Genomic DNA, 20,741 nt, shown 5'->3' with positions numbered 1-20,741 from the left:
GTCCCCCCGGTTGGGTGGGGCTGTTGGGGGGGGGGGGGGGGGGGGGGGGCCGGGGCCCCCTGGGGGGGCCGCCCCGCGGCCGGGGGGGGGGGGGCCGGGGCCCCCCCCCGCTTCTCCCTGGTGCGGTCGGAGCTGAGGTCGGGGATCAACACGATCCTCACCTGGATCACCTACGCCCTGTTCCCGATCGGTGCGCTGCTCGTCTACAGCCAGCTGTTCATGAACGGGCAGGTCGCGTTGGACGAACCGGTGTCCGGCGGGATCTCGGGACCGCTGGCGGACGCCCTGCGCGGCATGGTCGCGGCGTTGGTGTCGATGATCCCCGAGGGGCTCATCCTCCTCACGAGCATCGCGTTCGCGGTGGGCGTGATCCGGTTGGGCCGCCATCGCTGCCTGGTGCAGGAACTGCCCGCGATCGAGGGCCTGGCCCGGGTGGACGTGGTGTGCACGGACAAGACCGGCACGCTGACCGAGGTCGGCATGCGGCTGGCCGAGATCCGCGATCTGGGCGGTGCGGCCTCGCCGACCCCGGTCCTGGCCGCGCTGGCCGCGAGCGACCCGGATCCGAACCCGAGCATGGCCGCGATCTCCGAGGGGTGCGCGGCCAACGGTCAGGAGACGCCCGACTGGGCCGTGACCGCCCTGGCACCCTTCTCCTCCGCCCGTAAGTGGAGCGGGGCGAGCCTGTTGACTCCGGAGGGAGAACGGCACTGGGTGCTCGGTGCCGCCGACGTCCTGGCCGCGCCGAACTCCCCCGCCGCCGAGGAGGCCGCCCGTCTGGGCGCCCAGGGCCTGCGGGTGCTGTTGCTGGCGCGGGCCTCGGTCCGGGTGGACGACGAGTGCGCCCCGGGAACGGTGGAGCCGGTGTCGCTGGTGGTGCTGGACCAGCGGGTGCGCGGGGACGCCGGGCCGACCCTGGACTACTTCGCCGACCAGGGCGTGGACGTCAAGGTCGTCTCCGGTGACCACGCGGCCTCGGTGGGCGCGGTCGGCCGTGAGCTGGGCCTGTCCGGCGCGGACCGTCCGGTGGACGCGCGGGACCTGCCCCGGGGCCCCGAGGAGTTGGCGCGGGAGGTGGAGCGGCACTCGGCGTTCGGCCGGGTCACCCCCGAGCGCAAGCGCGACATGGTGCGCGGACTGCGCGACCGGGGGCACACCGTGGCGATGACCGGTGACGGCGTCAACGACGTGCTCGCGCTCAAGGAGGCCGACATCGGCGTGGCGATGGGCTCGGGCAGCCCCGCCTCGCGTTCCGTCGCCCAACTGGTCCTGCTGGACAACCGCTTCGCGGTCCTGCCCCGCGTGGTGGCGGAGGGCCGCCGGGTGATCGGCAACATCGAGCGGGTGGCCAGCCTGTTCCTGACCAAGACCGTCTACACGATGACGCTGGCGATCATCGTGGGCCTGCTGGCGGTGGCCTACCCCTTCTTCCCCAGGCACGCCACGCTGATCAACGCGGTCACCTTCGGCATCCCGTCGTTCTTCCTGGCCCTGGCGCCCAACACCGACATCGCCCGGCCGGGGTTCGTCCTGCGCACGTTGCGGCTGGCGATCCCCTCGGGGGTGGTGGCGGGGCTGGCCGCGGTGACGACCTACCTGCTGGTGCTCGGCGGGCGCACGGTCCCGGACCCGGCGGACCGCACGGCGGTGGTCATCACGTTGTGCGCGACCACCCTGTGGGTGCTGCTGTTGGTGGCCAAACCGTACGTGTGGTGGAAGGTCGCGCTGGTCGGGTCCATGGTGGGCCTCCTGACCCTGGCCATGGTGACACCGTGGGGACGCTGGTTCTTCGACCTCGACGTGAGCGACCCGACCAAGGTCCTGACCGGGCTGGCCGTGGCCGGGGTGGCGATCGTGGCGATCACGGTGATCCGGTTCGTGGACGACCGGATGACGGCCCGGGCGGACGCCCGTCGGGTTCCGGCGGACGACCAGCGGGCCCGGGCGGACGCCTGACGGGTTCGGGTACCACCTCGTGGCCGGTCAGCGTGGGAACTGTTCAGGGCCGGTGCCGAGCCGGGATCCTGGGTGCGCCACGTGTCTGGATCGACAGGAGCCACATTGAGCATCCCGAACACGCACATCCGCGCCGTGCTGGACGGCTATCTGGAGCGCTTCCCCAAGGAAGTCGACGCGGCCGCCCCCCTGGTGCGGGCCTTGGACGGTGAGCACGAGCTCTCCTCGCCCAAGGAACTCCGTGTGGGACACGTGACCGCGGGGGCCGTGGTCCTCGACCCGTGCTGGCGGGTGCTGATGGTCCGCGAGGACGACCGGGGCCCCTGGCTCCTGCCGGGCGGGCACCTGACCGACGGGGACGGTGCCCTGGACGAGGCCTCGCTGAGCCGTCTGACAGAGGCGACCGGTCTGTCTCCGGACCGGGTCGAGTCGGCCCGCACGGGGTCGGACACGCACGCGCTCCCGCTGGACCTGGACGTCCACGGCGTCCCTGAGGACGAGGGCCGGGGCGAGCCGGAGCACGTGCACTTCGGTTTCCTGTACCTGTACCGGGCGACGGCCGCCACGGTGCCAGCGCGAGGCGGGGACTCCGACGCGCTCGCCTGGCGACCCCACACGGACGTGCCCTCCGCGAGACTGGCGGCGAAGATCTCCCAGACACTGGCCGCTTCGAGAACGGCGGCCCAGCGCGTCTGAACCCGACGTTGATTCATCGCCAGAACTGAATATGATCGTCGCATGACGATGAATAAGGGTGGGCAGGGGGCCTGCGCGGACTCCGGTCTGGACGCCGCCGAGGCCCTCTTCCACAGTCTCTCCGACGGGACCCGGCTGGCGATCGTGCGTCGCCTGGCACGAGGTGAGGGGCGGGTGACCGACCTCGTGGACCAGCTGGGCCTGGCCCAGTCCACGGTCTCCAAGCACGTGTCGTGCCTGCGCGACTGCGGCCTGGTCGAGGGGCGTCCCGAGGGGCGCCAGGTGTTCTACTCGCTCAGTCGCCCCGAGCTGATCACCCTGCTCGCCGCCGCGGAGACCCTCCTGGCGGCGACCGGGAACGCGGTCGCCCTGTGCCCCACCTACGGCACCGACGGCGTCCGGTGAGCGATACCTGCTGCGGCGACGCCCCGCCCGTGCCAACGTCAGGCCCCCCGGAACCCACCCGGCTCGGGCAGGTGACCGAGATCCGCTTCGCCTCCGTCGCCGCGCCCCTGCTGCTCACCGGGTACGCGGCGGGGTGGTGGGGCGCCCCCGAGCCCCTCGTCCTCCTGCTGAAGACCGCCGCCCTGGCCGTCGCGGCCTGGACCTTCGTCCCCTCCGCCCTGCGCCGCCTGGTCGGTTCCGGCCCTTTCCGGGACCGGATCGGCGTGGGCACCCTGATGACCCTGGCCGCCGCCGGCGCCGTGGCCCTGGGCGAGGTGGGGGAGGCGGCGATGCTGGCCGTGCTGTTCACCGTCGCGGAGGGCCTGGAGGGGTACGCCGTCGCGCGCACCCGGCGCGGCCTGCGCGCGCTGCTGGACCTGGTTCCCGCGCGGGCGACCGTGCTGCGCGACGGGATCGAGCACACCGTCTCCCCCGACCAGCTTCGCCCGGGACAGACCCTCGTGCTGCGGCCGGGTGAACGGCTGGCCACCGACGGTGTGATCGCCGCCGGGTACACCAGCCTGGACACCTCGGCCATCACCGGGGAGTCCGTGCCCGTGGAAGCGGGACCGGGCGAAGCCGTGTACGCGGGCTCGGTCAACGGCACCGGTCCACTGGAGATCACCGTGACCGCCGACGCCGAGGACAACTCCCTGGCGCGCGTGGTGCGCGTCGTGGAGGCGGAGCAGGCCCGCAAGGGTCAGGGGCAGCGGCTGGCCGACCGGGTCGCCCGGCCGCTGGTGCCCGGAGTGATGGTCGCGGCCGTGCTGGTGGCGTTGGTCGGATCGGTCGTGGGCGACCCCCTGACCTGGATCGAACGCGCGCTGGTCGTCCTGGTGGCGGCCTCCCCCTGCGCACTCGCGATCTCCGTTCCGGTGACCGTGGTGGCCGCCGTCGGAGCCGCCTCACGCCAGGGCGCCCTGGTCAAGGGCGGTGCCGCGCTGGAGGCGATGGGCGGGGTCCGGGTGGTCGCCCTGGACAAGACCGGAACCCTCACCCGGAACGCGCCCGCCGTCATGGAGGTGGTGCCCGCCCCCGGGCACACGCCGGAGCGGGTGCTGGCCCTGGCGTCGGGGCTGGAGGCGCGCAGCGAACACCCCCTGGCCCGGGCGGTGCTCGCCGCGCACCCCTCACCCCCTCCGGCCGAGGACGTCCGCGCGGTGCCCGGCCACGGGCTGACCGGCCGGGTGGCGGGCGCGCGGGTGCGGCTGGGCCGACCCGGCTGGGTCACCCCGGGTCCCCTGCACGGCGAGGTCGAGCGCCTGCTGGGAGCCGGGGCCACCGTGGTCCTGCTGGAGGAGGACGGCCGCGTGGCGGGCGCGCTCGCTGTCCGCGACGAGCCCCGTCCCGAGGCCGCCGAGGTGGTCGCGGCCCTGCGCCGCTCCGGGCACCGCGTGGCCATGCTGACCGGAGACCACCCCGTCACGGCGCGCGCGGTGGCCGTCGAGGTCGGGATCGCGCCGGAGGAGGTGTACGCCGGGCTGCTGCCCGAGGACAAGGCCCGGGTGGTCGGTGACCTGCGCGCCGGGGGCCCGGTGGCCATGGTCGGTGACGGGGTCAACGACGCCCCCGCCCTGGCCGGGGCCGACCTGGGAGTGGCCATGGGTGCGATGGGCACCGACGTGGCCGTGGAGACCGCCGACGTCGCCCTGATGGGTGAGGACCTGCGCCACCTGCCCGCGGTGCTGGACCACGCGCACCGTTGCCGGACGATCATGTGGCAGAGCGTCGGGCTGTCGCTGGCGATCATCGTCGGCCTGGTGCCGTTGGCGTTGTTCGGCGTGCTGGGTCTGGCGGCGGTGGTCCTGGTGCACGAACTCGCGGAGGTGGTGGTGATCGCCAACGGCCTGCGCGCCGGGCGACGCGGACCCGCGATCGGCCGCGGAGCGGGGGCTCCCGGTTCTCCGGCCGTCCGGGAGGGGGACCTCCACGACTCCGACCGCGTCGGATCGCCGTCCCGGAGCGACTGAACCGCCCGCGCCCGTGGCGAAAGGCCGGGGTTCGGACGGCAGAGGGCTCAGAGGCTCCGGTAGTAGTGCACCACCGGTGCGGCCACGAACCCGGCCCTCTCGTAGACGGCGCGCGCGGGGGCGTGGGCGTCGTCGCCGCCGGTCCTGATCACGGCCACCGCCATGCCCTCCTCCCGGATGCGCTCCACCGCGAACTCCGTGAGCGCCGTGCCGGTGCCCCGCCCCTGCTGGTCGGGGTGGACCCCCAGCAGGTGGACCAGGCCGGTGCCGCCCGCCCGGTCGAGTCGGACGGTGACGAACCCGGCCACGCGGTCGGTCACGGCCACCCACGCCGCCGCCTCCGCCGAGTCCAGGTCCTCCCCGACGTCACGCGCGTGCGACCGCCGCCAGTCCCCGTGGACCCGTCGGTGCAGACTCGGGCCCAGGGTGCGCGCCAGCGCGGTGTGGGCGGGTTCCCACGCGCGCAGGGCGAGGTCGACCACCGCGTCGCGGTCGCCGGGTTCGTAGGGCCGGATCCTGATCTCCATGGGTCGCAGCGTAGCCACGCCGTCCGGGGGCGACCAGGGGTTTTCCACCGTGCGCGGTACGGTGGCGCCGAACTCGGAGCGAAGGAGCCCATGATGGTGGACGAGACCGACCTGCGTCACCTGCGCCGCGCGGTGGACCTGGCCGCGGAGGCCCTGGACCGGGGTGACGAGCCGTTCGGTTCGGTGCTGGTGGGCGCGGACGGCACGGTGCTGTTCGAGGACCACAACCACGTGGCCGGGGGCGACGCCACCCAGCATCCGGAGTTCGCGATCGCCCGCTGGGCCGCCGAGCACCTGTCCGCCGACGAGCGCGCCTCGGCCACCGTCTACACCTCGGGTGAGCACTGCCCGATGTGCTCGGCCGCCCACGCCTGGGTGGAGCTGGGGCGCATCGTGTACGCCAGTTCGGCGGAGCAGTTGGGCACCTGGCTGGCGGAGTGGGGGGTCGCGGCCGGTCCGGTGCGGGCGCTGTCCGTGAACGAGGTGGCTCCCGGGATTCCGGTGGACGGCCCGGTGGAGCACCTCAGCGAGGAGGTCCGGGGGCTGCACGCCCGTCTGCACGGACGCGCCGCACGGCCCTGAAGCCGGGCGCGTGGCCCACCGCATGATCGAACGTGATCGAAACGATCAGTGCTGGTGGGCCACGCGCTCCGGGGTCCGACACACCGCGACACGGCCGCGAACGGTCAGCCCTCCCTGATGGTCATCCGGGCGATCCGGTCCCCCTCGACGCGGAACGCGAAGGAACTCAGCCCGTTGGCGTGCTGGGACCTCCAGTCACCCACCACGGTGACCCCGTCCGGGGTGGTTTCGGCCGAGCGCACGTCCAGCACCCCCGGGCCCCGATGAACTCCACGTCGCTCCACTGGCGGATGGCCTCACGGCCCCGGAACTCCCGCCCCCAGTCGTCCACCACCCCGTCCGGGGTGAAGGAGTCCAGGAAGCCCTGTTCGTCATGGTCGTTGACCCGGTCGACGAACGACGCGACCGGCTCGGGGATGCTCACGGTCATGGTGCTCCTCCGGTTCGTACGGACCCTGGTGGTCCACTCCCCGAGGATGCTCGCAGTCCACTGGTCTACCGAGTGTCGACGGCGATCCAAGGCCGGGCAAACACCTCCCGCGCCTCACACGGTCGGGCGCGCGGCCGGGCTAGCCTCCCGGCGACCGCTCGTGTACGGAAGGAGCCGGGGATGCGTGGTCGACCGGGGCTCTCGCACCCCCTGGTGGCGTTCCTGGCCGCCTCGGTGCTGCTGCACTTCGCGTATCCGCTGACCCTGCGCGGACAGCTGTGGGAGATGCTGTACACCCTGCTGTACCCGACGGTGGTCTTCCTGGGCGTGCGCGTGGTGCGGCCCCGGGGCCAGCGCCTGGTCCCCGTGGCCGTGCTCTCCGTGGTCTTCCTGGTGTCCGGCTTCTGGGCGGCCCTGCACCCCGAGGTCCCCACCGCGCGCCTCGGTCTGTTCTGCGCCGTCGTGCTGTTCCAGGGCTACCTGATCCTGGAGCTGCTCACGTTCGTGTTCACCTACCGGTGGCGGCACCAGGGTGAGCGGGGCCCGCAGCTGATCCTCGCGGCGATCTGCGCCTACCTGCTCCTGGGCGGGGTGTTCGCGGCGATGTTCGGGATCGTGGAGGCCCTGTGGCCGGGTGCCTTCGAGGACTCCCTGGCCCGGGGAACGCCGGTGGACTGGCAGGACCTCACCTACCTGAGCTTCGTCACCCTGGTCACCCTCGGCTACGGCGACCTGGTGCCGGTCACCCCGTGGGCCCGGTCGCTGGCCACCGCCGAGGCGGTGGCGGGGACCCTGTTCCTGACCACGGTGATCGCCCGCATCGTGGGCGCCTACGTGTCGGTCTCCGAGTCCGGGCGGGACCCCGGGACCGGATCCGGGTGACCGGGGTCAGTTCCGGTCCTCGTCCTCGGGCTCGAACCGGCCCTGGATGACACGGCCCCGGTCGGGGGCGGACCGGTCACCGGCCGAGCCCGACGTGCCTCCGGGGGCGGTGCCGAACGGGTTCGCGGGCCCACCGGCGGGTCCGCCGGGGCCGAAGGGCGACTGGTTCGGGATGGTGGCGCCGCGCGCGGCGAACTCCTCGTTCACGCGCTCCTGCATCTTCCTCATCCGGCGGGCCGCCCACCCGGCGAACACCCACCGCAGGGCGGGCCGGGTGACCGGAGTGGCCAGCAGCAGGCCGACCGCCGCGGTGAGGAACCCCGGGATGACCAGCAGGATGCCGCCCGCCATGAGCATCAGCGGGTCGAGCAGGCCCTTGCGCGGCTGTTCTCCGGTCCGCATCGCCTCGTCGGCCTCCTGGACGACCTCGCGGAAGGCGCGGCCGGTGTGCCGCAGCACGGCCACGCCCAGGATCATCAGGGAGACCAGCGCCGCCAGTGTCCACGGCACGCCGATCTGTCCGCCCACCCAGATCATCAGGCCCACCTCAAGGAAGGGCAGTGCCATCAGCGCCAGCACCATCAGCAGCGGCATCGCGAATCATCCTCAGTGTCGTGGACCGGAGTCGGGTCTCCCTTGATGGGGAGAACGTACCCGTGACGTGAATGGTTCCCGGTCCGGGAGCTCCCACGCTCGGTGCGCGCCCCGGATCCGGCCCCGTGGCGGGGACCGCTCACGCGGTGGGAGGCACGGTCCGGGACCTGCGGGAGGCGACGACCGAGGCGACCACCGCGCCCAGGCCGAGCGCGGCGAGCAGGGCCTCGGGGACCGCGCCCAGTCGGGTGGCCACCGTGGGGCCCTCCATGGCGGTGAGCTCAGCGACGTTGATGTCGCGCACGGCCTCGGGTGACTCGTAGGCGATCCGGCCGTCCGGATCGACGACGGCGCTGACCCCGCTGGTGGAGACCACCACGGCCGGGCGTCCGTGCTCGACGGCGCGCAGCTGGGTGATGGCCAGCTGCTGGTGCGACTGTCCGGTGAAGTTGTAGTTGGCGTTGTTGGTGGGGATCACGATGATCCCGCCGCCCGCCGCCACGGAGTCGCGCACCGACGGGTCGAAGGCCACGTCGAAGCAGATGCCCACGGCCAGCGTGGTGCCGCCGATGTCCAGGGCCCCGGGTTCGGTGCCGGGGATGGCGTCCGAGCTGACCTGGCTGAGGCGGGAGACGAACCGGGTGAAGAAGTCGCGGTAGGGGATGTACTCGCCGAACGGGACCAGGTAACGCTTGTCGTAGGAGTCGCCCGGACCGGTCTCCGGGTCCCACACCAGGCTCTGCACGTAGCGTGTGCCGTCGTCGTTGAACCGGCTGAGCCCCCACAGGAGGGGCGCTCCCGCCTCCTGGGCGGCCTCGTCGATGGTCCGCGCCGCCTCGGGGTCCCGGAAGGGGTCGATGTCGCTGGCGTTCTCCGGCAGGAGCACGAGGTCGGGCTGGGGGTACTCGCCCGCCCGGACCGCCTCGGCCAGTTCCTGGACTCCGTCGGCGTGGTTCTGGAGCACCTCGGCGCGCTCTCCGAGGATGGAGATCTCACCGACGTTCGGCACGTTGCCCTGGACCATGCCGACGGTGACGGTCTCCACGGGCGCGGGGCGACCGATCGCCGGGGCCACGAGACCGCCCAGGACGATGGCGGCGCTGGTGGCCAGGCCCAGGGCCGGGAGGAGCACGCGCGCGCGGCCTCGGGCCGACACGGCGCGCAGAACGGTCCAGACCAGCATGGCGCCGGTCAGGGCGACGACGAAGGAGACGAGCGGTGAGGACCCCAGGGCCGCGTATCCCACGAAGGGCGTGTCCGGCTGCGCGAAGGCGAGTTTGCCCCAGGAGAAGCCGCCGAACGGCCACCGTGCGCGCACGGCCTCCTGGACCACCCACAGGGCGGCGGTCCACACGGGCCAGTAGGGCAGGCGTGCGACCAGCGACAGGCCCATGGCCATGGGCAGGAAGTAGGCGGTCTCCAGGGCGGCGATGCCCAGCCACACGTCGACGCCGAAGATGGCCTGCCAGTGGACGAGCGGAACCATGAGCGTGGCGCCGGACAGGGCGCCCAGCCAGGCGGCGCGGCGCACGCGGGTCCCGCACACGGCGAGGAGGAGGAGCGCGGCGCTGAGCGGGCCGAGCCACCAGAGGCCGTAGGGCGGGAGCGCGAAGAGCTGGGCGAGGCCCGATCCGACGGCGGCCAGGATCCTCAGGACGAGGTCGAGGCGCCCCCAGCGGTGCCCCGGGGCCAGGGGGGACCACGTCGTGGCCCGCGCCTCGGACTCCGGCGCCGTGATGCTCGGCGAGGGTCTTTCGGGGCTCGGAGCTGCCTCCGGCCCCTTCTGCTCGGCAACCACGTGGGATGCTCGCTTTCCGCTGGATTCTCAGGGTCCTCGCGGTCAGCATATTGGGGGGACGCGGAAAAGGCCCGAGCCACCCTTCGGACCGGCTCCGTCCCGTCGGCGGCGAGCTCGGAAGACCGTTGTCTACTGGATGTTCGGGCCTTTTCCGGGTCCAACCCCCCGCCCGGTCGCGGTACTCCGCCCCTCACCCGATCCCAGCTGCACCTGGCGCGTGATGCAGCGTCCAATCGGACGAGTGGGGGCCGCACAACCGGTCCGTCCAGTGCTGGACTGGTCGTTAGGTTACCCAGACTCCCCGACCGCTTGTCTCAACCCGGGCGCCGTGTCGTGGCTACCGGCCCAAGTGCTGGGAGGGGAGAGCGTGATGAACCGTGCGACAGGCTAACGCACCTGAGCCGCGCACGCCAGCTGGCCAAGGGTGGTTTGCGCATGACCGCAATCGGATCGAAACCAAAACTGCTCTGGACATTTTGATCACGATCATGTCTGATGTGATCAAGAAAACGGCCTGTTTCGATCAACTATGAACAACGGGCCTCGGTGAAGAGGTCATCGGAGGGGTCCTCGGCCCCACGACGCACCGCACACCATCGGATACGCCACACCCACCGAGCCAACGCGGGAGCTGACAGCATGGCGGAGATCGTCCTCGAGGGCGTCGACAAGATCTACGGCGGCGACGTCAAGGCCGTCGACGACCTCAACCTCCGGATCAACGACGGCGAGTTCATGGTGCTCGTCGGCCCCTCCGGCTGCGGCAAGTCCACCGCGCTGCGCATGATCGCGGGTCTGGAGGAGATCTCGGCGGGCACGCTGGTGATCGGGGACGAGATCGTCAACGACCGTCCGCCGAAGGACCGCGACATCGCGATGGTCTTCCAGAACTACGCGCTGTACCCGCACATGACCGTCGAGCAGAACCTCGCCTTCGGCCTGAAGCTGCGCAAGGTCTCCAAGGCCGAGATCGCCCGCCGCGTCGGGGAGGCCGCCGACATGCTCGGTCTGGAGCCCTACCTCAAGCGCAAGCCCGGCGCGCTCTCCGGCGGCCAGCGCCAGCGTGTGGCGATGGGCCGCGCCATCGTGCGCGAGCCGCAGGCCTTCCTCATGGACGAGCCGCTGTCGAACCTGGACGCCAAGCTCCGTGTGCAGATGCGCGCCTCCCTCAACCAGCTCCACGAGCGTCTGGGCGTCACCACCGTCTACGTCACGCACGACCAGATCGAGGCGATGACCCTCGGTGACCGGGTCGCGGTGCTGCGGGACGGCCGCCTCCAGCAGGTCGACACCCCCAAGCGCCTGTTCGACTCCCCCGTCAACCTGTTCGTGGCCGGGTTCATCGGCTCCCCGGCGATGAACTTCGTCGACGCCCAGATCTCCCGTGACGGCGACGGCGCGATCCTGAAGTTCGCCGAGCACGAGCTCCCCGTCCCGGCCTCGGTCCTCAAGGAGCGCCCGCACCTGAACGAGTACGTGGGCCGTTCGGTGATCCTGGGCATCCGCCCCTCGGACTTCAGCGACGCCGAGCTCGACGGAAACGGTGACCCGCGCATCGAGGTCACCGCCGACGTGACCGAGGAGCTGGGCACCGAGATCAACGTGATCTTCGGTATCGACGCCCCGCCCGTGCGCCACGAGGACGCGGCCGCCCTGGCCAAGGACGCCGCCGGAGACGACGAGGAGAGCGCCGAGGCCGCCCTGCCGCTGGGCGACAACCGCTCCCAGTTCACCGCCCGGGTCAGCCCGCGCAGCGGCGTGCGTCCGGGCAGCACCATCAGCCTGGCCGTGGACGTCAGCCAACTGCACTTCTTCGACCAGGAGAGCGGCCTGGCGATCGGCCACCCCGACAACGTCTGATCCCCCGGCCCGGTCCACACCTCCCCGGGCCGACCACACGGGCGGCGTCCTCCTCCCCAGGGACGCCGCCCTTCCTCGTCCCCCGACCGCGACGAGCACGCGGGGGACGGTGCGCACGGGCGGCGGTCGTGGCTGGCACCACTCACAAACCTTCCTTCACCGACACAGTCGCGTCCCACGGGGCCAGGTATCTCTTCCTTGACCGTCGTGTCGGGCCGCTTGAACCATGTGATGGTGCGCAACCGCCCAGGAACCGCCCCGGCCGCCGACCCCGTGTCCGTCGTCGACACCCTGCACGGCCACCCCGTCCCCGACCCCTACCGCTGGCTGGAGACCTCCGACTCCCCCGCGACCCTCCGCTGGTTGGCCGAGCGCGGTCGGGACTTCGAGCGGGAGGCGGCCACCTGGCCCCTGCGCGACCAGCTGGCCGAACGCATCCGGGCGCTGGTCGCCACCGATCTGTGGTCGCCGCCGGTCCACCGCTCCGGCGCGCTGTTCTGCACGGTCCGCCGCGCCGGGAGCGAGCACCCGAGTCTCGTGGTGTGGCCCCGGGACCCCGGGGGAACCGACACCACGGCTCCGGCCCGGGGTCCTCTGACCGTCCACGACCCCTGCACGGACGACCCCACCGGCCGCACCACCCTGGACTCCTGGGAACCGAGCCCGGACGGCCGCCTGGTCGCCCTCCAGACCTCGTCGGGCGGGGTGGAACGCGGTGGCCTGCGCGTGGTCCGGACCGACACCGGAGCACGGGTCGGCCCGACCGTGTCCGGTGTGCGGTACTCACACGTGGCCTGGCTGCCCGGAGAGCGGCCCGCCTCCTTCTACTACGTGCGCCGCGACGGTGTCCGGGGGGTGCGCGGAGTGTGGCTGCGCCGGGTCGTGGACGGCGCCGAGACACTCGTGCACCCCTGCACGGGGCCGGGGACGGTACCGGGCGTGCGGGTCCTGGACGACCGCTGGCTGCTGGTCACCGAGAGCCACGGCACCGGGCACCGTACCGACCTGTGGCTGGCCGACCTGACCGCGCGTCCGCCCGAACAGCCGGACTTCCGGCCGCTCCAGGTGGACCACGAGGCCGAGACCGAGGTACGGGCGGGGCCGGACGGTCTGCTGTACCTGCGCACCACGCTGGACGCGCCCCGCCGCCGCGTGTGCGCGGTGGAGCCCGGAGCCCCCGACGGCCGGCTCTCCCCCGAGCACTGGCGGGAGGTGGTCCCCGAGGACCCCGGCGCGACGCTGGACGCCTTCTGCCCGCACCGCTCGGCCGGGGGCACGGCGCTGTTGGTGGTCCGCACCCGCCTGGGCATCAGCGAGGCCGCCGTGCACGACGCCGCCACCGGCGCCCGCTCCCACACCGTCGAGCTGCCGGGTGAGGGCATGGCCTCCGGGCCGGTGGCCGTACCGGACGGCACGGTGTTCCTCGGCTACGCGGACGTGGCCACCCAGCAGAGGGTCCTGCGGCTGGCGCCCGGGCACCGGACACCCGCGTCCTGGCCCTCCTCCGAGCGCCCCGGGGAGCGCGCCGGCGCGCGGCCCGGGACCGCCGGGGCCGTCCCCTCCGTGGTCCGCACCGTGGAGTGGTGCCGGTCCCTCGACGGGACCCGGGTGCCGGTCACGGTCTTCGACGCCTCCGGTGGCTCCGGGTCGGGCCCGACCCTCCTGCACGCCTACGGGGGTTTCGGACGCCCGCGCCAGTTCGGGTTCAGCGCGACCGTGCTCGCCTGGCTGCTCTCCGGCGGACGCTACGCGGTGGCCCACGTCAGGGGCGGGGGCGACGCCGGACGCCGGTGGCACCTGGAGGGTTCGGGCCGGCACAAGACGCGGGCGGTGCGCGACCTGATCGCCGCCGCCGACACCCTGGTGTCCTCGGGGTGGTGCACGCGCGCCGAACTGTGCCTGTCGGGCGGCTCGGCCGGGGGGCTGCTCGTGCTGGCGGCCGCCACCTCCCGCCCGGACCTGTGCTCGGCGGTGATCGCCTCGGCCCCGCTGGCGGACATGGTGCGGTTCGAGCGGCTGGGGCTCGGGCGCATGTGGACTCGGGAGTTCGGCACCGTGTCCGACCCCGACGACTTCGCCGCGCTGGTCTCGTACTCCCCCTACCACCGCGCGTTGGACACCGCCCTGCGCACACCGGGGCTACGACATCCCAGCGTCCTGCTCACCGGGTTCGACGGCGACACCCGGACCGACGCCGCCCACCCGCGCAAGATGTGCGCGGCGCTGCTGGAGGCGGCGGGAGGGCGGGGCGACGGTCCGGCCGCGCTGCTGCGCTACGAACGCGACGTCGGGCACGGCCCGCGCGCGGTGAGCAGGGCCGTGGGACTCGCCGCCGACGCACACGCGTTCGCGGCCCACCGAACGGGGCTCACCGGGCGCTGACGGCACCCGGTTCGGCCCTGACCAAGAGGATCGACGGCACACAGAAAGCGAGGTGCGGTATGGACCCCATCGAGGTTGAGGTCGAGGATCTGGCGGAGGTGACCTCCCGCGACACCACCGCGGGCGGCGACAACGACGGCACCGACTCCAGTTCGGACTTCATCTGATCCGTGCCCGCCCGGCCCGCGCCGCCACGGCTCGGGCCGGGCGGGCCCCCGCCACCACGATCCGCGCGCCCGCAGAACCGCAACGTCCGACCCTCCCGGAAAGGGGACAGCCGTGACCGATCCCGGCAGCCTGTTCACCCGAACCCTGTGCGACGTCGTGGGCCGCGACGCACTCACCACCCGACTGTCGGAGGAGTTCGTCTTCGCCGACCTGGGCGCGGACGCCGTGCGTTCGCTCCTGACCTTCGACGACCTCAACGGGCTGTTGGCCGAGAGTGCCCCGGAGCCGCCCCGGCTGCGCCTGCACAAGGACGGCTCGCCGGTGCCGCCCGACCGCTACACGGACCAGGCCCGGGTCTCCCGGACCGAACGCCGGATCGTGCGCCCCGAGTCGCTGTACCGGGAGCTGCGCGCCGGGGCGAGCCTGGTGCTGGACGGCATCGACCGGATGCACCCGCCGATCGGCGCGGCCGCCGACGACCTCATGCGGCTGACCCGGGAGCGCGCGCAGGCCAACCTGTACCTGATCTGGGGTGAGTCCCGGGGCTTCGACACCCACTGGGACGACCACGACACGGTGATCGTGCAGGTGGAGGGGACGAAGCACTGGCAGGTGCACGGTCCGGGTTCGCGCCCCTACCCGATGCGCAACGACACCGACCACGCGCACACCCCGCCCCGGGACGCGGACGGCGAGCTGCACCTGGTGTGGGAGGGCGTGCTGCGCCCCGGTCAGGTGATCCACGTGCCGCGCGGCTGGTGGCACACGGTGACCGGCACCGGCGAGGTGAGCATGCACCTCACCTTCGGTTTCACGCGCGCGACGGGAGTGGACTGGGCGGACGCCCTGGTGCGCGGACTGTTCGAGGAGGAGACGTTCCGTCGGGACCTGCCCCGGTTCGCCGACCCCGACTCGCGCCGCAAGCACCGGCACGAACTGGTCGAACGGATCACGGAGCTGGCCGAGCGCCTGGATCTGGACACCTTCCTGGCCGAGCGGGACGCGCGCTTCCCCCGGCGCACGTCGTTCTCCCTGCCCTGGCCGGTGGAGGACGGGGTGCCCCCGGAGCACGCCCGGGTGGAGTTCGTCCCGATCCTGCCGCCCCCCGTGGTGCGGGAGGGCGAGGGCGGGGACGCCCGGACGGTGGTCACCGTCGCCGGGAAACGCTACCGGCTCCCCGTCGTGGCGGAGCCGGTGCTGGAGACGCTGGCCGAACACCGGGAGCTGTCCGTCGCGGTGCTGGCGGAACGCGCGGGCGTGGACGCGCCGACGTGCGCGCGGGTGGTGGCGGCGCTGGCCCGCCACCACCTGGTGCTGGTGCGCTGAGTGGGCGGGACTGGTCCGTCCCGCACCCGTCGGCTCGTCAGGACCGCCCCGGTGCCGGGTGCTCCGCCCCGCCCTTCCGACCGGAGCGCACGTAGGCCTCGACTCCGTCGAGGATGCGCTGGACGGCGAAGTCGAGGCCGCCCAGCGGCCCCTGGTCCTCGGCGTAGCCGGGCGGGTCCGCGGTGAAGGTGCCCTGGTCCAGGGTCCAGAGGATGGTCGGGAACTCCTCCGGGTCCATCACCCGGCGCAGCCCCCGGACCCACGCGTTCTCGCCCTCCTCCATGGGCACGCCGCGCTCCCGGGCCGCACGCGTCAGGTCCTGTTCCATCCGGAACAGGTCCCTGAGGGAGTAGGTGAGCAGCAGCAGGATCTGGAGCGACTCGGGAGCGTCGAGCCCCGAGGCGGAGACCTCGCGGAGCCCGGCCTCCATCCAGCGGAGGCCGTGGGGGCCGCTCGGCGGGCCGGACTGCGGGACGTAGGCGGCCCAGGGGTGTCTGCGGTACTGGGCGAGCGCGCCGTGGCACCACTCCTCGACCCCGGCGCGCCAGTCGCCGTCCTCCCGGGGACCGGCGGGGCGATCGGTCATGGCGGCGTCCAGCATCAGGAGGATCAGGTCCTCCTTGCTGTCCACGTGCCGGTAGAGCGACATGGTCGTGTACCCGAGCTCCCGGGCCACGCGCTGCATGGAGACGGCCTCCAGCCCCTCGGCGTCCGCCACCTCCACGGCGGCGTCCACGACCGCCGTCCGGCTCAGCCGGGGCTTGGGACCGCGTCTGGGTGTCTCCCGCAGTCCCCACAGGAGGTCGATCTCCCGGGTGGTCCCCGTCGTCGTCCGTTCTTCGCTCGTCATACCCCACCAGTCGTCGGTACCGCCCGCACGGGAGCCGCCGCGCCCCCGTCCCGTTGACACCCATCCTAGAACTGTGTATCACTTAAACATACCCGTTTATCCAATACACAGTTTATGAGGCACACAGTCATGGAACCGTCGTCGCCCCCGGCCGTCAGGGCCAGGGGGCTCCACAAGCGCTACGGCGCCACCCGGGCCCTGGACGGGCTCGACCTCACCGTCGCCCCCGGCACCGTTCTCGGTCTCCTCGGCCCCAACGGGGCGGGCAAGACCACCGCCGTGCGCGTCCTGTCCACCCTCCTGCGACCGGACTCCGGCACCGCCGCCGTCGGCGGCCACGACGTGCTCACCGAACCGGAGCTGGTCCGCTCCGTCATCGGCCTGACCGGCCAGTACGCCTCCGTCGACGAGATCCTGACCGCTCGCGAGAACCTCGTGATGTTCTCCCGCCTCTACGGGTTCGACCGGAGCGGCGCCCGCGAGCGCGCCCGGGAGCTCCTGGAGCGGTTCGACCTCGTCGACGCCGCCGACCGGCCCGCCAGCGGCTACTCGGGCGGGATGCGCCGCCGCCTCGACCTGGCCGTCAGCCTCATCCAGGAACCCCGGGTCCTGTTCCTCGACGAACCCACCACCGGGCTGGACCCGCGCAGCCGCATCCAGGTGTGGGAGGCCGTCCGCGACCTCGTCGGCGGCGGCGCCACCGTGCTGCTCACCACGCAGTACCTGGAGGAGGCCGACCAGCTGGCCGACCGCGTCGCGGTCATCGACCACGGCCGGGTGATCGCGGAGGGCACGCCGGACACACTGAAGTCCCAGGTGGGCGGTGACCGCCTGGACGTGCTCGTGCACGATCCGGCGGACCTGTCCGCCGTGGCCGACCTGCTCGGCGCGGCCCTGACCGCCCCCGCCCGCGTGCACTCCGCCGAACGGCGGGTCAGCGTACCGGCCGAGGACCGGATGGCCGCGCTGACCGGCGCCGTGCGCGCCCTGGACGGATCCGGACTGAGGATCACCGACCTCGGGGTGCGCCGTCCCAGCCTCGACGAGGTCTTCCTGGGCCTGACCGGAACCGGGACCACCGCTGAGGAGGCCGCCCGATGACCACCACCTCCCCGCAGGCCCGGGGCACGTCGACCGCGTCCGGTCCGGCCCGCCTTCGCCGGGGCGGGGCCTGGACCGAGGTCCTGGTCCTCAGCCATCGCAACCTGCGCCACATGGTGCGCGACCCCTTCGAGCTGGCGCTCGCGATCAGCATGCCGCTGCTGATGGTCCTGCTGTTCGGGTACGTGTTCGGTGACGTCATGTCCGGGACGGGGGCCGAGGACTACCGCACGTTCCTGGTGCCCGCCATGCTGGCCATGGTCATGCTGTACGGCGTCGCCGGGACCTCCGCCGGGATCGCGCGCGACACCGCGCGCGACGTCATGAGCCGGTTCCGGTCCATGCCCATGGCCCCGATGGCGATCCTGGGCGCGCGCACGCTCACCGACATGGTGCGCGCCGCGCTGGAGATCATCCTCCTGCTCGGCTGCGGCGCCCTGATCGGCTGGCGCTTCGAGGACGGCGTCGGCGGCGCGCTGGCCGCCGTGGGACTCCTCCTGCTCTTCCGGTTCGCCCTGGTGTGGCTCGGGGTCCTGATCGGCCTGTACGCGGCCAACCCCGACACGGCGAGCATGCTGGTCTACCCGCTCGCGTTCCCGCTCACCATGCTGTCCACGAGCTTCCTGCCCTCCACCGCGATGCCGTCGTGGCTGGCCCCGATCGCCGAGTGGAACCCGCTCTCGGCCGTGGTCAGCGCCACTCGCGAACTGTTCGGCAACGAGGTACTGCCCTCGGACACCTGGCCCGCGCAGAACGCGCAGCTCCTGGCCCTGGTCGTGCCCACGGTCCTGGTGGCCGTGTGCGTCCCGCTGTCGCTGCGCCGCTTCCGTGCCCTGAACCACTGACCACGCGGGTCCGTCGGAGCACGTCCGACGGACCCGCACGGCACACCCTTCCCCCAGGACACGAGGGTCCCAGGATTCGGCAAACGTCCAGGCCGACGCATTGCCACGGCCGGGATGGTTAGGGTAGCCTCACTTACTAGGCGCACGTGAACACGACCCGTCCGGTCGCCGACGTCTCACGCCCCGGACCAGTCCGTTCCGCATCGCGACGAAGGGTTGCCAGGTGACTCCAGATCCGCTCGACGCCTTCCGGGGCGTCAGCGCGCGGCTGAAGTTCGCGCCCCTGCCCGAGCTCACCGACGCCGACCGGCTCCACGGCCGACCGGTGGACGGCGTCCAGTTCCACAGCGTCACCTCGATGACCCGTCACGACTGGCTCCCCGTCCTGTTCGACAAGCTCCGGACCGAGCACGGACCCGGCCACCGGCTCCCCGCCGCCACCAACTTCCTGCGGGTCACCCTGCGCGAGCCCGTGTTCCTGGTATCCGCCTGCCTGTACCTCACCGGACGCGGCCCCCTGCTCACCCCCGACACCCTGTACCTGCCCTGGGACACCGCCCGGAGCAGGTTCGACACACCCACCGTGGCCGCCCCACGCACCGCGGTCCTGCCCGACGACCCCGCCGCCGACCACCCCGACACCGTGGTCGCCCGCGACGAGGACGAGCAGCTGCGACTCGTCGCGGAGGCGTTGTTCGCCACCGTCGAGCCGCTGGTCGCGGCCCTGCACGCGCACTCACGCGCGGGCAAGCGCACCCTGTGGGGCTGGGTCCTGGACACCCTGCACTTCTACATGCTCAACCCGGCCCGCTACCTGGGCCGGGACGCCGAGCAGGCCTGGGAACTGGCCACCCGGCTCGGTGACGCGGTGGTCGAGGCGGGCGCCGTGACCCGCAGACGGCCACGCCTGTTCCCGTTCGCCCCCGACCACCCCCGGGGCACCTGGGCGGTCCGGGGCACCTGCTGCTTCGACTACAAGGGCGACCCCGAGCACGGCTTCTGCACCACCTGCCCGCTCAAGTGCGACAGTGAACGCCAGGAGGCCCTGTCGGAGTGGCTGCGCGACCCCGCGCTCGCCCCCTGACAGGACCTCTCCCCCGGGCTCCGCTCAGGTCACCGGGACCTCGACCGGGCCGGTGAAGTAGGGCTCGAAGAGCACCCGCTCCGCCTCGATCTCGCCGGGGACGGTGATGGCGCCGTCGGCGGTCTGCCCGGGGTCCAGGGTCTGGACGCCGAGTTCGTTGGCGTCCATAGCGATCGCGTCGCCCGGACTGTGCTCCTCCCCCTCGGTGTCCACCACGACGAAGTAGAGCGGGTTGACGTCCAGGGCGTCCGCGCCGGTGTTGGTGACGGTCACCTCGACGCTGGTGAACTCGCCCTCGACGTAGAGGGAGCTCGGCTCGAACTCGGTCGCCGTAGCGGTCAGTTCCGCCTCTGAGGGGACGTCCTCGCCCGGTGCCTCCTCGGTCTGTTCGAGGCCCGGTTCGCCGCCGCTGGAGGCGTTGCGGTCCGCGAGGACCAGCGCCACCGCCGCGCAGCCGCCCAGGGCCAGGAGCAGCAGGAGCAGGACGCCGCAGCCGATCCCGATGATCTTGCCCCACGGGGTCGGCTTCGACGGCGGAGGGCCGTAGCCGCCCGCCCCCGGGGGGCCGTACCCGCCCGGGTGGCCGTAGCCGCCCTGGGCTCCGTAGTTGACCGGCTCGCTCGGGTAGCCGCCGTATCCGGGGGCGTAACCCGCGTGCTCGTAGCCCGCGCTGCCCGGTCCGCTGGGCCCCTGGGAGTACTCACCCGGATCCGGCTGTCCGGGGCCGCCCCCGTAGGGGCCCGGCTGGCCCGGCGGCGGGCCGAAGGAGGGTCCCCCACCCGTCTGCGGTCCCTGTGGACCACCGGGGGGCTGCTGCCACGAGGGCTGCCCGCCGGGAGGCCGCTGCCACGAGGGCTGGCCTCCCGACCACGCGTCCCCGGGAGGACCGTCCGGAGGCTGGCCTCCCGGAGGCACACCACCGGGCGGCGGCCCTCCGTGGAGCACCCCGCCAGGGTACGGGCCCCCGGGAGGGGCATGGGGCGGCTGCCCCCAGGGGGGCGTGCCGTGCGGGGGTGCCGCTCCCGGCGGGGGCTCGTGCCGGGGCTCCCCCGGCGGCTGCGGGCCGCCCTCGATCGGATCACCGGGATCCCCCGGCCGCCACTCCTCCGGCGGGTGGTGGTTGACCGGATCCTGGTCCGGCCGCTCACCGGCCCCCTCCTCGGGCTCCCGATCACTCACCCAGAACACCCCTTCGTCCAGCGGCACGTCCCACCGAGCGCGGCGGGCACCTCAGAACCGCACCGTA

Annotated in this window: 18 protein-coding genes; 12 read left to right on the top strand and 6 right to left on the bottom strand. The window is 73.1% G+C overall.

All coding sequences use genetic code 11. The features are described 5' to 3' along the window. The 4 genes from ACFW3L_RS22980 to ACFW3L_RS22965 form a co-directional block, all read left to right on the top strand. Window positions 1-1,956: HAD-IC family P-type ATPase (locus ACFW3L_RS22980; RefSeq protein WP_378744354.1), on the top strand; the 1,956-nt coding region annotated here is incomplete at its 5' end. A gap of 105 nt (window positions 1,957-2,061) precedes the next feature. Continuing rightward, on the top strand, window positions 2,062-2,652 hold the full coding sequence (locus ACFW3L_RS22975; RefSeq protein WP_378744347.1) for an NUDIX domain-containing protein: 591 nt from the start codon (window positions 2,062-2,064) through the stop codon (window positions 2,650-2,652). Window positions 2,653-2,694: 42 nt separating this feature from the next. Beyond that, window positions 2,695-3,057, top strand: coding sequence for an ArsR/SmtB family transcription factor (locus tag ACFW3L_RS22970; RefSeq protein WP_378744339.1), 363 nt, complete (start codon window positions 2,695-2,697; stop codon window positions 3,055-3,057). After that, window positions 3,054-5,066 carry a heavy metal translocating P-type ATPase gene (locus ACFW3L_RS22965; RefSeq protein WP_378744329.1) on the top strand — a complete coding sequence of 671 codons (2,013 nt, stop codon included), beginning with the start codon at window positions 3,054-3,056 and terminating at the stop codon, window positions 5,064-5,066. The genes ACFW3L_RS22970 and ACFW3L_RS22965 overlap by 4 nt, the downstream gene beginning before the upstream one ends. 47 nt (window positions 5,067-5,113) lie before the next feature. On the opposite strand, the gene ACFW3L_RS22960 is transcribed toward ACFW3L_RS22965, so the two are convergent. Beyond that, window positions 5,114-5,593, bottom strand: a complete 480-nt coding sequence (locus tag ACFW3L_RS22960; RefSeq protein ID WP_378744313.1) for a GNAT family N-acetyltransferase — start codon at window positions 5,591-5,593, stop codon at window positions 5,114-5,116. Window positions 5,594-5,686: 93 nt separating this feature from the next. Between ACFW3L_RS22960 and ACFW3L_RS22955 the strand changes: the two genes are divergently transcribed. Next, complete coding sequence (locus ACFW3L_RS22955) at window positions 5,687-6,175, top strand: nucleoside deaminase (RefSeq protein WP_378744407.1); 489 nt, start codon at window positions 5,687-5,689, stop codon at window positions 6,173-6,175. Window positions 6,176-6,279: 104 nt separating this feature from the next. Here ACFW3L_RS22955 and ACFW3L_RS22950 read toward each other — a convergent pair whose 3' ends face one another. Next, window positions 6,280-6,417, bottom strand: coding sequence for a hypothetical protein (locus tag ACFW3L_RS22950; RefSeq protein ID WP_378744290.1), 138 nt, complete (start codon window positions 6,415-6,417; stop codon window positions 6,280-6,282). 368 nt (window positions 6,418-6,785) lie between these two features. On the opposite strand from ACFW3L_RS22950, the gene ACFW3L_RS22945 reads away from it, so the two are divergent. Then, complete coding sequence (locus ACFW3L_RS22945; RefSeq protein WP_378744281.1) at window positions 6,786-7,487, top strand: potassium channel family protein; 702 nt, start codon at window positions 6,786-6,788, stop codon at window positions 7,485-7,487. 6 nt (window positions 7,488-7,493) lie between these two features. On the opposite strand, the gene ACFW3L_RS22940 is transcribed toward ACFW3L_RS22945, so the two are convergent. Next, window positions 7,494-8,081 carry an FxsA family protein gene (locus ACFW3L_RS22940; protein ID WP_378744273.1) on the bottom strand — a complete coding sequence of 196 codons (588 nt, stop codon included), beginning with the start codon at window positions 8,079-8,081 and terminating at the stop codon, window positions 7,494-7,496. A 139-nt stretch (window positions 8,082-8,220) separates the two neighbouring features. After that, the gene (gene lnt, locus ACFW3L_RS22935) at window positions 8,221-9,879 is read right to left on the bottom strand and encodes an apolipoprotein N-acyltransferase (protein ID WP_378744265.1); all 1,659 of its coding nucleotides are present in this window, start codon (window positions 9,877-9,879) and stop codon (window positions 8,221-8,223) included. A gap of 639 nt (window positions 9,880-10,518) precedes the next feature. On the opposite strand from lnt, the gene ACFW3L_RS22930 reads away from it, so the two are divergent. From ACFW3L_RS22930 to ACFW3L_RS22920, 3 genes are all read left to right on the top strand, one after another. After that, complete coding sequence (locus tag ACFW3L_RS22930; protein ID WP_378744252.1) at window positions 10,519-11,739, top strand: ABC transporter ATP-binding protein; 1,221 nt, start codon at window positions 10,519-10,521, stop codon at window positions 11,737-11,739. 231 nt (window positions 11,740-11,970) lie between these two features. Beyond that, entirely contained in the window at window positions 11,971-14,121 is a 2,151-nt protein-coding gene (locus tag ACFW3L_RS22925) for a prolyl oligopeptidase family serine peptidase (RefSeq protein WP_378744400.1), read from the top strand. Between the two features lie 279 nt (window positions 14,122-14,400). Then, window positions 14,401-15,615 (top strand): JmjC domain-containing protein, encoded by a 1,215-nt coding sequence (locus ACFW3L_RS22920; protein ID WP_378744195.1) that lies wholly within the window; start codon window positions 14,401-14,403, stop codon window positions 15,613-15,615. A 37-nt stretch (window positions 15,616-15,652) separates the two neighbouring features. Here the strand turns inward: ACFW3L_RS22920 and ACFW3L_RS22915 are convergent, their stop codons facing one another. After that, complete coding sequence (locus ACFW3L_RS22915; protein ID WP_378744168.1) at window positions 15,653-16,465, bottom strand: TetR/AcrR family transcriptional regulator; 813 nt, start codon at window positions 16,463-16,465, stop codon at window positions 15,653-15,655. A gap of 114 nt (window positions 16,466-16,579) precedes the next feature. On the opposite strand from ACFW3L_RS22915, the gene ACFW3L_RS22910 reads away from it, so the two are divergent. From ACFW3L_RS22910 to ACFW3L_RS22900, 3 genes are all read left to right on the top strand, one after another. Further along, window positions 16,580-17,566 carry an ATP-binding cassette domain-containing protein gene (locus tag ACFW3L_RS22910; RefSeq protein ID WP_378744144.1) on the top strand — a complete coding sequence of 329 codons (987 nt, stop codon included), beginning with the start codon at window positions 16,580-16,582 and terminating at the stop codon, window positions 17,564-17,566. Further along, the gene (locus ACFW3L_RS22905) at window positions 17,563-18,411 is read left to right on the top strand and encodes an ABC transporter permease (RefSeq protein WP_378744126.1); all 849 of its coding nucleotides are present in this window, start codon (window positions 17,563-17,565) and stop codon (window positions 18,409-18,411) included. Before ACFW3L_RS22910 ends, ACFW3L_RS22905 begins: the two co-directional genes overlap by 4 nt. A 223-nt stretch (window positions 18,412-18,634) precedes the next feature. Then, the gene (locus tag ACFW3L_RS22900) at window positions 18,635-19,495 is read left to right on the top strand and encodes a ferric iron reductase (RefSeq protein ID WP_378744116.1); all 861 of its coding nucleotides are present in this window, start codon (window positions 18,635-18,637) and stop codon (window positions 19,493-19,495) included. Between the two features lie 24 nt (window positions 19,496-19,519). Here the strand turns inward: ACFW3L_RS22900 and ACFW3L_RS22895 are convergent, their stop codons facing one another. Further along, on the bottom strand, window positions 19,520-20,674 hold the full coding sequence (locus ACFW3L_RS22895; protein WP_378744110.1) for a DUF4352 domain-containing protein: 1,155 nt from the start codon (window positions 20,672-20,674) through the stop codon (window positions 19,520-19,522). Between the last annotated feature and the right edge of the window lie 67 nt (window positions 20,675-20,741).

This window comes from Nocardiopsis sp. NPDC058789 (assembly GCF_042745575.1).
GTDB lineage: Bacteria > Actinomycetota > Actinomycetes > Streptosporangiales > Streptosporangiaceae > Nocardiopsis > Nocardiopsis eucommiae.
This window is presented reverse-complemented; position numbering and strand designations above follow the sequence as displayed.